Annotated in this window: 11 protein-coding genes and 2 pseudogenes; 5 read left to right on the forward strand and 8 right to left on the reverse strand. The window is 71.2% G+C overall.

Annotation, left to right across the window (positions count from 1 at the left end; genetic code table 11):
* The 5 genes and pseudogenes from ABZU52_RS29865 to ABZU52_RS29885 form a co-directional block, all read right to left on the reverse strand.
* A pseudogene (locus ABZU52_RS29865) lies at positions 1-474 on the reverse strand (glycosyltransferase family 1 protein); the annotation flags it as partial.
* Entirely contained in the window at positions 471-869 is a 399-nt protein-coding gene (locus ABZU52_RS29870; protein ID WP_354974290.1) for a 6-carboxytetrahydropterin synthase, read from the reverse strand. The pseudogene ABZU52_RS29865 and the gene ABZU52_RS29870, both read right to left, overlap by 4 nt.
* 2 nt (positions 870-871) lie before the next feature.
* Positions 872-1,855, reverse strand: coding sequence for a dehydrogenase (locus ABZU52_RS29875; RefSeq protein ID WP_354974291.1), 984 nt, complete (start codon positions 1,853-1,855; stop codon positions 872-874).
* Between the two features lie 149 nt (positions 1,856-2,004).
* Positions 2,005-2,694: a helix-turn-helix domain-containing protein gene (locus tag ABZU52_RS29880; protein WP_354974292.1), complete on the reverse strand. Its 690-nt coding sequence runs from the start codon at positions 2,692-2,694 to the stop codon at positions 2,005-2,007.
* Positions 2,681-2,851 carry a hypothetical protein gene (locus ABZU52_RS29885; RefSeq protein ID WP_354974293.1) on the reverse strand — a complete coding sequence of 57 codons (171 nt, stop codon included), beginning with the start codon at positions 2,849-2,851 and terminating at the stop codon, positions 2,681-2,683. The genes ABZU52_RS29880 and ABZU52_RS29885 overlap by 14 nt, the downstream gene beginning before the upstream one ends.
* 149 nt (positions 2,852-3,000) lie before the next feature.
* Here ABZU52_RS29885 and ABZU52_RS29890 point away from each other — a divergent pair, with 149 nt between their 5' ends.
* On the forward strand, positions 3,001-3,750 hold the full coding sequence (locus tag ABZU52_RS29890) for an XRE family transcriptional regulator (protein ID WP_354974294.1): 750 nt from the start codon (positions 3,001-3,003) through the stop codon (positions 3,748-3,750).
* A 41-nt stretch (positions 3,751-3,791) separates the two neighbouring features.
* Here the strand turns inward: ABZU52_RS29890 and ABZU52_RS29895 are convergent, their stop codons facing one another.
* Together ABZU52_RS29895 and ABZU52_RS29900 are read right to left on the reverse strand one after the other, a co-directional pair.
* On the reverse strand, positions 3,792-4,631 hold the full coding sequence (locus ABZU52_RS29895; protein ID WP_354974295.1) for an alpha/beta hydrolase: 840 nt from the start codon (positions 4,629-4,631) through the stop codon (positions 3,792-3,794).
* A gap of 136 nt (positions 4,632-4,767) precedes the next feature.
* Positions 4,768-5,378 (reverse strand): annotated as a pseudogene (locus tag ABZU52_RS29900) (helix-turn-helix domain-containing protein).
* A 77-nt stretch (positions 5,379-5,455) separates the two neighbouring features.
* On the opposite strand from ABZU52_RS29900, the gene ABZU52_RS29905 reads away from it, so the two are divergent.
* Both ABZU52_RS29905 and ABZU52_RS29910 read left to right on the forward strand, forming a co-directional pair.
* A complete protein-coding gene (locus ABZU52_RS29905) occupies positions 5,456-7,030 on the forward strand; it encodes a methyltransferase domain-containing protein (protein WP_354974296.1) in 1,575 nt (524 codons plus the stop codon).
* A 269-nt stretch (positions 7,031-7,299) separates the two neighbouring features.
* Positions 7,300-9,015 carry a hypothetical protein gene (locus tag ABZU52_RS29910; protein WP_354974297.1) on the forward strand — a complete coding sequence of 572 codons (1,716 nt, stop codon included), beginning with the start codon at positions 7,300-7,302 and terminating at the stop codon, positions 9,013-9,015.
* A gap of 77 nt (positions 9,016-9,092) precedes the next feature.
* On the opposite strand, the gene ABZU52_RS29915 is transcribed toward ABZU52_RS29910, so the two are convergent.
* Complete coding sequence (locus ABZU52_RS29915; RefSeq protein ID WP_354974298.1) at positions 9,093-9,563, reverse strand: hypothetical protein; 471 nt, start codon at positions 9,561-9,563, stop codon at positions 9,093-9,095.
* Between the two features lie 382 nt (positions 9,564-9,945).
* Between ABZU52_RS29915 and ABZU52_RS29920 the strand changes: the two genes are divergently transcribed.
* Both ABZU52_RS29920 and ABZU52_RS29925 read left to right on the forward strand, forming a co-directional pair.
* Positions 9,946-10,644, forward strand: coding sequence for a hypothetical protein (locus ABZU52_RS29920; RefSeq protein WP_354974299.1), 699 nt, complete (start codon positions 9,946-9,948; stop codon positions 10,642-10,644).
* Complete coding sequence (locus ABZU52_RS29925; RefSeq protein WP_354974300.1) at positions 10,641-10,979, forward strand: transcriptional regulator; 339 nt, start codon at positions 10,641-10,643, stop codon at positions 10,977-10,979. The genes ABZU52_RS29920 and ABZU52_RS29925 overlap by 4 nt, the downstream gene beginning before the upstream one ends.
* Positions 10,980-11,070: the final 91 nt, after the last annotated feature.

Here is an 11,070-nt window from a genome sequence, read left to right on the forward strand (position 1 = left end):
ACCTCGTGCCCACGCGCGGCCAACTCCTCGGCGAGGCTCCCGGATCCGCTCGGCGAGCGTCGGGTGCCGGGCCATCAGGGTGCGCCGGGTCCACTCGCTGGTGGTGACGACGGCCCGCGCGGTGGCCAGCGCGCGGGCCTCCGCCTCGTCGTCGAACGGCAGGTGCACCAGGAGCACCAGGCGCAGCCGGCGGGCGTGCGGGGCGAGCAGGTCCGGCACGGTCGAGGCGATCAGGCCGTCGACCAGCACCACGGCGTCGTCGGGCGCGGCGGCGAGCACCGCGCCCAGCGCCGCCCGGTCGGCGGGTTCGGGGTACGGCCACCCACCGGGCACCGGATGCTCGTGCACCGACCAGCCGCGCTCGCCGAGCCCGGCGCAGATCCGCCGGTCGTAGGAGTTGCCGCCGCTGGGCGTCGCCGGGTCATCGATGTCACCGGGCAGGACGACATGCACCGCCCGGCCCGCATCGGTCACAGTGACCGCTCGTAGCTCGCCCAGGCGATGTGCGACTCGTGCAGGGTGACCGTGATGCCGGTCAGGTCGCGGGCCCCCGCGCCCAGCTCACCAGCGTGCACCCGGTCGGCCAGTCGGTCCGCGACAGTGCGCGCCAGGACCTCGGTGGTGGTGTTCACCCCGGCGAAGGCCGCCTCGTCGTCGAGGTTGCGGTAGGTCAGCTCGGCCAGCACGGCCCGCAGCTGCTCGGTGGCCAGGCCGATGTCCACCACGATCCCGTCGGCGTCCAGGTCGGGCCGGCGGAACGTCGCGTCCACCACGAACGTGGCCCCGTGCAGGCGTTGGGCAGGCCCGAACACCTCGCCCCGGAAACTGTGGGCGATCATCATGTGATCCCGAACGGTCACGCTGAACACTGTCACTCCCCGTCGTCGTAGGTGATGAGGTGGCAGAGGGCGGGCAGCTCGCCCGAGCTGAGTCGGGCGAGCACGTCGGGCAGCTCCGCGAACCGGGACGCGCCGGTGATCAACGCGTCGAAGGCCGGGTCGTCGAGCAGGTCCAGGGCGAGCGCCAGTCGGTCGGCGTAGCTGCGCCGTCCCCGTCGGGCGGGCGCCACCATGCCAACCTGACTGCTCCGCACGGTGAGTCGGCCGGAGTGGAACGATCGGCCCAGCGACACCTGCACCGGGCGGTCGCCGTACCAGCTCAACTCGATGACAGTGCCCTCCGGCGCGAGCAGGTCCAGTGCCTGTTGCAGGCCGGCGGCGGTGGCGCTGGCGTGCACCACCAGGTCCCGGTCGCCGCGGGCGTCGGCCGGGTTGGCGAAGTCGACGCCGAGCGCCCCGGCCACGCCGGCCCGGCGCGCGTCGGTGTCGACCAACTCGACCTGCACACCGGGGAACCGGGCCAGCAGCGTCGCGACGCAGCAGCCCACCATGCCCGCGCCGATCACGGTGACCCGGTCACCGACCAGCGGCGCCGCGTCCCACAACGCGTTGACGGCGGTCTCCACCGTGCCGGCGAGCACCGCCCGGGCAGCCGGCACCCCCTCCGGCACCGGCACCACCGCGCTCACCGGCACCACGTACGCGCTCTGGTGCGGGTGCAGGCAGAACACCGTCCGCCCGAGCAGCTCCGGCGGGCCCTGCTCGACCACGCCGACGCTGAGGTAGCCGTACTTCACCGGGCCCGGGAAGTCGCCCTCCTGAAACGGCGCGCGCATCGCGGCGTACTGGTCGGTGGGCACCCGGCCGGCGAAGACCAGCGTCTCGGTGCCCCGGCTGACCCCGGAGTAACTGGCCCGGACCAGCACCTCGTCGGGGCCCGGGGCGGTCAGCGACACCGGCCGGATCTCGGCCGCACCGGGCTCGCGCACCCAGCAGGCGTACGCCTCGCGGATCACCGTCGCGCACCTCACCTCTGCTCCGGGCCGAACCGATCGGCCATGTCGGGGTCCCCCGGTCGGGGCTGTCGATCATAAACACGGAGGTACGGCGCGCACAGTTCGAAGCCCACGCGACCTGATCTTCGTTGGACTAAATCGACATGAGGCTATGCGTCTGTCGACTCACCGCCGTCCACCCTGACCATCGCCCAGTCCGGCGTCCGGCGGAACGCGCGTAACACCTGGCCGAGATGTACGGCTGCGGCGGCCACCAACTCCCGGTCGCCGGTGGCGGCGAGCATCGCCCGATCCACGGCCAGCCACGCCAACTCGGCGTCGCCGAGCTTGATCAGCAGAGCGGCAGTGATCCGGTACGCCTCGACCAGCGGCACCCGACCCGACATCGGAGTCTCGGCATGCGTGCGCTGCGCATGGGTGAGCAGGTCCGGCACCAGGTTGGCCAGCTGCGGGTAGCGGGCGTACTGGAACGTCGTCCACGCATACCCCACATCCCGCAGCATCCGGTCCGCCGGCACCACCGGACGGCCCGCCGGCTTGCCCAACGGGATGTCGTACCGGGACAGCGCCGCCCTGATCCGATCCACGCCCTCGACGCGACCCGCAGCCCCGACCGGCGCGACATCCCGACCGACCAGAACTGCGGTGTCGATACGCAGCACGCGTGCGATCTCCTGAAGCGTGGACAGCCGATCCAGCGACCGGACGCCACGCTCGACCTTGTCGACCCAGCTCTTCGACTTACCGAGCCGGTCGGCGAACACCTGCTGCGACAGCTTCCGCCGACCGCGCCAGTACGCCACCCGCCGCCCCACCGGCAACAACTCAATGCTGCCCACGACGCCACCGCCGATCCGGTATGGCCTGGGTCGTCTCCTCCACCGGAATCCGATCCGCCTCCGCCTCGGCCAACAGCCGCCGCTTCGCCGCTTCCCGCTCTATTGCCTGAATCTGCTCGCTACGGCTCACCGACGGCTCGTCGCCCTTACCCGGCATCCCCACCTCCGCCAGTAGAAAGCGGCGGCATGCCGACCGTCGCGGATCCACAGTGACGTCGGGACGTCACCTGCTGCGACGGCACAAGAGCCGACAATCAGGCCACTTTGCTGGCGACATTGAGGCGACATCTCGCTATGGTGGCAGTCATGGCCGCCCCCAACACCGCCCTGCGCGCCGTCCGCACCGGCATGCGCATGAGCCAGGACGACTTCGCTCGCGCGCTCCAAGCCGCCGGCCACCGCGTCGGCGAGCCCAACGACGCCAACAAGAGACTCGTCCAGCGGTGGGAGTCTGGCGCGATCGCTGCGCCGCGCCCTGTCTACGCCCGCGCGCTGGAAGTCGTCACCGGGCTGCCCATCTCGCTGTTGGGCTTCGCCTCGGTGCCCGGCGGGCATGTCGCCGACGACGAGCACGGCGGCCACGACCTGACATCTCCCGTGTCCAGCCTGGCCACACCCACGCCGACGACCAAGCCCACCACGGCCCACCGGTCGTACGAAGGGGTGTGGCTCAGCCGCTACCAGTACTACTCCAGCGGGCGGCGAGACTCCTTCGCCGGACAACACTTCGTGGTCCTGCTTCAACACGGCGATCGGCTGACCGCGCGCAGCCTGCCCGGATCGGCGTCATCGTCTCTCTCGCTGGACCTGACCGTGGACGGTGCCGTCGTCACCGGCACATGGGTCGAGCAGACCGACTCCACGGGCTACTACCGGGGCGCCAGATACCACGGAGCGATCCAACTCATAGCCGAGCCGACCGGCCGTCGAATGGCCGGGAAATGGATCGGCTTTGGCAAGGACATGGACGTAAACACCGGTCCGTGGGAACTTGTCTTTCGAGACGCGTCGACCTCCAAGGCGACGCTCGATCACTACAACACGTCCGCTACATAGACCCCGATAGGGGCTGCCGACGACTCTGCTGGAAGAGGCCATTAGCCGGTCAGGACTCGCGTGAAGAACGCCAGGCTGTCGCGGATCAGCGGCTCCAGCGGCATTCCGACGAAACAGTGGTCGGCTCCCCGCACCACCGACAGCTCGACCTCGGCACCCGCAGCATTCAACGCCGCGGCAAGCTCCTCGCTCTGGCCGGCCGGCACGATCAGGTCCTGCTCGCCGTGGATCAGCAGCATGGGCGGAGCCTGTTCGGTGACGTAGGTGATCGGGCTGGCCGCCCGGCCCAGCTCCGGGTTCCCGGCCAATGGGGCGCCGATCAGCAGGGACTCGGGCGAGTCGGCCGCGTCGTGGTCGATCGTCCCGGCCGGATGGGCCTGCGACTGAATGGTCAGCAGGTTCGACGGCGCGTACCAGCAGACCGCGGCCCGCACACGGCTGTCGTCCTGGTCGTCCCCGGTCAGCGCGACCATCGAGGCCAGATGCCCACCGGCCGACTCGCCCCACACCCCGATCCGCTCGCGGTCCACGCCAACCGTGTCGCCCTGTCGGCGTAGCCAGCGCACCGCCGCCTTGACGTCGTCGAGTTGCGCGGGAAAGTGCGCCTCGCCGCTGAGCCGGTACTGCGCGGAGGCGACCGCGAACCCGGCCCGGATGGCGGCGGTGAACGGATCCGCCTCCATGAGCCACTCCGGCGGCTGCTTGGGCGAGCCGAACAGCCACGCCCCACCGTGGATCCACACCAGGACCGGGGCCGGTCGGGGTGCCTCCACCGGCACGACAAGATCCAACGTCAGCGGACGGAAACCCGGGACCTCGTTGACGACGATGTCACGGTGCTCGATCCGGTCGGTCCGGTGGCGGGATGCCGCATCGATCATCACGCCATCCTCGCACCGACGAGCCCGTCATGCCCGTCCCGGCGGATCGGAGGTCTTGCCCTTGATCGACACGAGGTCACTGATATCGGGGTGTCCCGATGGCGGGGATGGCCCGATTTCACGGAATCCGAGTTGATCAGCGATCGGCTGGTGTGGCGGATGTGTCGGGCGCGGCCGGGCGTGCGCGGACGTGCAGCCGCTCCCCCTGCGGCCCGAAGAGACTGAGGGCTTCGGCGGTGCCGGGGCCGGGGTTGAAGAAGAGGTGCGGAACGCGGGTGTCGAACTCGGCCACCTCGCCCGGGGTCAGCGTCAGATCCCGGTCGCCGAGCAGCAGACGGAGCCGGCCGGAGAGCACGTAGAGCCACTCGTACCCCTCGTGGACCTGCGGGATCCGGCCTCCGGCGGACGGGTCCGGCGGGAAGATCTGCTTGAACGCCTGGACACCGCCCGGCCGGCGGGTCAACGGCAGGTACGTCACGCCGTGCCGGACGATCGGTTTGGGGCGTACCCGAGGGTCGCCGGTGGCCGGGGCGTCGACCAGTTCGTCGAGCGCCACCTGGTAGGCCCTGCCAGCGGGAGCAGCAGCTCCAGGGTGGGCCGGCGGCTACCGGACTCCAGCCGGGACAGGGTGCTCACCGAGATGCCGGTCAGGTCGGCGAGCTGGGTCAGCGTGATCCCGCGTTGGTGACGTAGGGCACGCAGCCGGGCGCCGACGGCCGCCAGCGCGACGCTGTCCTCGTTTGCCATAACGGCAAGGATAGTTGCCACCTTGCCGGCGGCGACGGATGGTGGGCGCAGCCGACGGAGCAAGAGGGAGATAACCAGTGGACGAGAACTACGACGTGGTGGTGGTGGGCGGCGGCGCCGCCGGGCTCAGCGGCGCCCTGGCGCTGAGCCGGGCCCGCCGGTCGGTGCTGGTGATCGACTCCGGTGAGCCGCGGAACGCGCCGGCCGACCGGATACACAACTACCTGGGCCGGGAGGGGACGCCGCCGGGCGAGCTGCTCGCGGTCGGACAGGCCGAGGTGGCCGGGTACGGAGGGCAGTTCCGCACCGGTCGGGTGGCGTCCGCGACCCGGGACGACGACGGGTTCCGGCTGAGCCTCGACGGCGGGGCGTCCGTGCGGGCCCGCCGGCTGCTGGTGACCACCGGTCTGACCGACGAGCTGCCCGACGTGCCCGGCCTGGCCCAGCGGTGGGGACGCGACGTGCTGCACTGCCCGTACTGCCACGGCTGGGAGGTTCGGGACCGACGGATCGGCGTGCTGGCAACCAGCCCGCTGAGCGTGCACCAGGCCGAAATGTGGCGACAGTGGAGCCCCAGCGTGCTGCTCCTGCTGCACGACTCCCCGGCGCCGGACGCTGAGACCGCCGAGCGACTCGCCGCCCGCAGCATCGCGGTGGTGCCCGGCCCGGTCGCCGCGGTGGAGGTGACCGACGACGCGCTGACCGGGGTACGACTCGCCGACGGCCGGGTGGTGGCACTCGACGCGATCGTGGTGGCGACGCGGCTGACTCCCCGCGCCGACCTGCTGGTGGGGCTGGGGCTGGTCCCGGAGGAGGTGACGATGGGTGAGCACGTGATCGGCGCCCAGATCCCGTCCGACGGCACCGGCGCGACCACCGTCCCGGGTGTCTGGGTGGCGGGCAACGTGGCCGACATCCGCGGTCAGGTGATCACGTCTGCCGGGGCGGGGCTGAACGCGGCGGCGGCGATCAACGCTGATCTCATCGCCGAGGAGACCCGCGACGCGGTGGCCGCGTACCGGCAGTTGGTGGCCACGACGTTCGAGGAGCCGGCGTGGGAGGAGCGCTACCAGTCCCGCCCCTCGGTGTGGAGTGGCCGACCGAACCCGCAGCTGGTCGCCGAGGTCACCGACCTGGCCCCGGGGCGCGCGCTCGACGTGGGCAGCGGCGAGGGCGCCGACGCGGTGTGGTTGGCCGAGCGTGGCTGGCAGGTGACGGCGGTGGACATCTCCAGCACGGCGCTGAGCCGGGCCGCCGCGAACGCAGAGAGCGTTGGCGTCGGCGACCGGATCGAGTTCACCCACGCCGACCTGCGGGACAAGCCGCCCACCGAGGAGGCGTACGACCTGGTGTCCGCGCAGTTCATGCACCTGCCCCCGGAGCAGCGGCGGGAGTTGTTCGGCCGGTTGGCCGCGGCGGTCGCACCGGGCGGCGTCCTGCTGATCGTCGGGCACCACCCGTCGGACCTGTGGGGGTCGGCGCACCGGATGCACATGCCGGACATGATGTACACCGCGCAGGACGTGGCCGCCGATCTGGACCCGGCCCGCTGGGAGGTGCTGACGGCGGAGGAACGCTCCCGCCCCGCCACCAACCCCGACGGCGAGGAGATCACCCTCCACGACGCGGTCCTGGTCGCCCGCCGACGCTGACCCGCGTCTGCCACGTCGATCCGCGTCTCCCCCGTTGACCTGCGTCGATCATGGAGTGGTGCTGGATGACAAAGGTGGTGGAGCACCACCTTTCCGGCACCACGAGTCCCTGATCGGCGCGGGAACGGGGGAACGCGGGGCGGCAACGTGAGAGGTGTTGGGGCAGGACTTCGCATGCGGTCCGCTCGGCGGTAGCGTTGCGCCACACTGACGGCCCGCGGGGCAGGCGACCGCCGACCCTGACGCCCCGATCGTACGGAGGATGGTGCATGTCCATCGGCGCTGAGCCGCACGCAGCACGCGACGATGCGGCCTCCCGGCCGAGCTTCGAGCTCGCCCTGCGCGGATATGACAAACGCCAGGTGGACCGGCACCTGGAGCAGCTCGACGGTCAGATCGCGATGCTGAGCGGAGAGCACGGGCGCTCCGCTGTCCGCGTCCGTGAGCTGACCGCCGAGGTGCAGCGACTGCGCGCCGAACTGGCCGAACTTCAGGAGCAACCCGTGCAGGTGGACCGCGCCTCGTTCCACGATCTGGGCCCGATGGTCGGCGAGATCATGGCACTCGCCGAGAAGCAGGCCGGGATCATCACCGAGTCGGCCACCGACCGGGCGAACGAGCTGCGCAGCGAAGCTGAGCGGATTCTCGCCGACACCCGGGAGCGGGCCGCGCAGGCACGTCAGGACCTGTCCGAGGAGCTGGCCGCCCGGCGAACCGAGCAGGAGCAGGCCTACGAGGAGCGGCGCACGCTGGCCGAGGCCGAGTTGACCGCGATCCGCGAGCACGCCGAGCAGTTGCGGGCCGACGGTGAGGCCGCGCACGAGCGCGCCCAGCACGAGGCCAAGCGAATCACCGAGCAGAGCGCGCAGCAGCTCAACCAGACCCGGGTGGCCGCCGACGCGCTGATGAAGTCGGCCCGTACCCAGATCCAGCAGGAACTCCAGTCGGCCCGCGCCAAGAACCAGCAGGAGATGGCCCAGTGGCAGGCCAACGTGGAGCGAGAGGTCAACGAACGGCGTACCGCCGCCGAACAGGACATCGCCGAACAGCAGGCCGCCGCCGAACAGGAGCTGGCCGAGCAGCGCAGCGCGACCGAGCAGCAGATCGCCGCGCTGCTGGCCGAGGCGCAGCAGCACGTGACCGAGCTGCGCAACCGCGCCGACGAGCAGGCCGCCAGCCAGCAGCAGCAGCTCGCCGCGCTGCAGAAGGAGCTTGAGGAACGCCGGCAGGAGGCCGCCGAGCTGCACGCCGAGCTGGACACCGGCCGCCAGCAGCTCGCCGAGATCCGCCAGGAGGGCGAGGCGCTGGAGAACGAGCTGTCCCGGATGCAGCAGCGGCTCAATGAGGTCCGCCGGGACCTGACCGCCGAGAGCGCCCGGCTGGACGAGGCCCGCCGCGCCGGGGACTCCGCCGAGCGGCACGCCAAGGAGGTCCGCGCCCGCGTACAGCGGGAGGCGAAGCGGGTGGCCGACCTCGCCGCCGCCGCGGTCATGGCCGCGGCAGCCGGCGGTACGGACACCGCTGAATACCCGATGGTGGGTTCCCGTTCCAGCGCCGACCGACCCACCCCCGAGAGGGTGAGCGTCGAACGGCTCACCGGCGACCGCGTCGGCGTCGACCGGCACCCCGCCGAGCGGCCCACCCTGGACGACGCGGACGCCGATCGCGCCACTGCCGACCGCGCCCCGGTCGACAGTGGCCCCGTCGACCAGGCCCCAGCCGAGCAGATGAACGGCGACCGGACCCCGGCCGAGCAGGTGAACGGCGACTGGGCCCCGCCGGCCGAGCAGACGGACGGCGAGCACGGCAGCGCGCCGGCGGTGCCGGACGAGTCGACGACGCCCGACCGTACGGCAGCCCGGGAGGCGAGCGCCGACGACGCCGAGCCGACGTTTCCTCGGCACATCGGCACGGACGCGCCGACGCCCGTGCCGTTCCTGGCCTTCGGGCAGCCGGCCAGTGAGAACGGCGCCGCCCGACACTGACCTCAGCAGCGGTCGCACCCGGGCCCGGAGCGAATCCGCGCGGGCCCGGGCCGACCGCCCGGTCGCGCCTCAGCCACTCAGGAGGGCGGCTGGGCTGACCGAGCGAGGTACCTCCGCAGCTCGTCGACCTCCTCATTGGTGAGGACGGGGGCGAAGTCGAGGTGCTCGCTGGGATAGATGGCTGTGCCGGAGCCGGCCACCGTGACGAACCAGGCGCCCTCGTGGCCGAACCAGTGTGCTTGGCCAGCCCGACCGAGGTCGACGGATTCCGCGACGGTGGACTCGTCAGCCGAGACGATGCGCACCCACTGCCCGTCGCGCCCATACGGCGGCTGAGGGATCACCACGTCCAGGTGAATCTTGGCGGTCTGATCCGCCGGCACGCCCAACAGGCGGGCCGCACCCTGGCGTGCCACGCTGCGCACCTCCCGCAGGCTGCCGGTGGTGCCGACCAGCACCTCCCCGTCAGGTCCTTCGACCAGCACCGCGTACGACCGATCCGGCTGATGGCGGACCCGTGCGCGGAACTGCAGCGGGTTGTCGGGCATCCACCAATGATCCCTTACTGGGCTCGCCGTGGGTCGCCGGCGTCGCGGACCAGCGGTGATCAAGTGATGAAAAGTAGGTCGTAGACGGTCCGGAGACCTACTTCTCATCACTTGATCAAGCTGCGGGCGGTGGCACGGGCGAATTCCGTGCCGAACCGGGTCGCCGCGCCTGGCGGGCTGGGCTGGCCGCCGTGCAGCCGCGGTGGAGCCCGACGGCGCGCCGCGGGTGACGCTGGCCATGCTCGCCGGGATGCCGTGGACCGCTCTGCGGGACGCGATCCTCACTTACCCGACCCTGACCGAGGGTCTCCACCTGCTCTTCGCCTCGCTCCAGGCCGCAAAGTCACTAGCGCCAATTGGTTTGTTATGGAAACCTATCTGCATGACTTCACAGGCGTTTCCCACCGGCGGTGACCCCCGCCGCCTCCTCATGGATCTGCGCGGCCTCACGCGCCGCGTCCGAATTGTCCAGCGTGTCACATGGTTGCCGCTGCTCGTGCTGGCCCTGGTGACCTTCGGGGCGATCCCTGCCTACCTGTTGGGCGACCCGCACGTCAGCAACTGCCAGACGATCGACGGCGCTCAGGTGTGCGAAGCATGGTTCCCGGTCGCGGAGTTCTACTGGCTGGCCGCCCTGGTTCTGGGGTATGTGGTGATCGCCGCCGGCTACGTGCGAGTGGCCCGAGCCCGGGGTGTGGACGCCCGGGTGGTGCCGTACGTCCTCACCGGTGTCACGCTGCTGGTGGTGCTCGCCGTCGCCGTCAACGCCGGCGCAGCGGGCTGGATCTTCGACGGTCGGACGGTTCAGCCACCACCCGCCTTCGCTGAGGTCCTGTTCCGACTGCTCGGACCGGCCGGCGCGATCGGGGTGGCCCTGCTCGTGCTGGCCTGGTTGGAGCGGCACCTCGCCCTGTTGCTGTTCACCCTGCTGTACCTCGCCGTGGTGCTGGTGCCGATCGACCTCGGCTGGGAAGCCCGTAGCCAGTGGCAGTTCGTGCCGATGCTGGTCATCGGCGGTGGCGTGCTGTTGCTGGGCAGTGCCGGTTTCGCACTTGCGCAACGTCGGCAGCGGTCCCGGTGACCGGTCCTGACGAGACCACGCCGGCGCATCCGGTCACCGGCCTCGACGACCTGGTGCACCAGCGGGTACGGCTCGGCATCCTCACCATCGTGCACGAGGCCCGGCGGGCGGAGTTCGGCTTTCTCCGCACCGAGTTGCAGTTGACCGCCGGCAACTTGTCCCAGCATCTCGGTGTTCTGGAGTCGGCCGGTCTGGTCGAGGTCGAGAAGGGCTACGCCGGCCGACGTGGCCGAACCTGGATCACGCTCACGGCGGCGGGCGACATCGCGCTCACCGAGGAGATCATGCGACTCAAGCAGCTCATCGCCCGGGTCGAGACGACGAAAGCTCGCTAGTGCCGTGACCACAAACGTTCGCGGGGTTGGTTAGGCGGCTTTCGTGGTCGGCTGTCCCCAGCGGTGTTGGCGTTCGCTGCGGATGCGTGCG

The organism is Micromonospora sp. NPDC005220 (genome assembly GCF_040607895.1).
GTDB lineage: Bacteria > Actinomycetota > Actinomycetes > Mycobacteriales > Micromonosporaceae > Micromonospora.

Excerpts from the sequence above, each read along its gene's own strand:
- ABZU52_RS29920 (WP_354974299.1), top strand. The coding sequence starts at position 9,946 with ATGACTTCACAGGCGTTTCCCACCGGCGGTGACCCCCGCCGCCTCCTC.
- ABZU52_RS29910 (WP_354974297.1), top strand. The coding sequence starts at position 7,300 with ATGTCCATCGGCGCTGAGCCGCACGCAGCACGCGACGATGCGGCCTCC.
- ABZU52_RS29890 (WP_354974294.1), top strand. The coding sequence starts at position 3,001 with ATGGCCGCCCCCAACACCGCCCTGCGCGCCGTCCGCACCGGCATGCGC.
- ABZU52_RS29885 (WP_354974293.1), bottom strand. The coding sequence starts at position 2,851 with ATGCCGGGTAAGGGCGACGAGCCGTCGGTGAGCCGTAGCGAGCAGATT.
- ABZU52_RS29915 (WP_354974298.1), bottom strand. The coding sequence starts at position 9,563 with ATGCCCGACAACCCGCTGCAGTTCCGCGCACGGGTCCGCCATCAGCCG.
- ABZU52_RS29895 (WP_354974295.1), bottom strand. The coding sequence starts at position 4,631 with ATGATCGATGCGGCATCCCGCCACCGGACCGACCGGATCGAGCACCGT.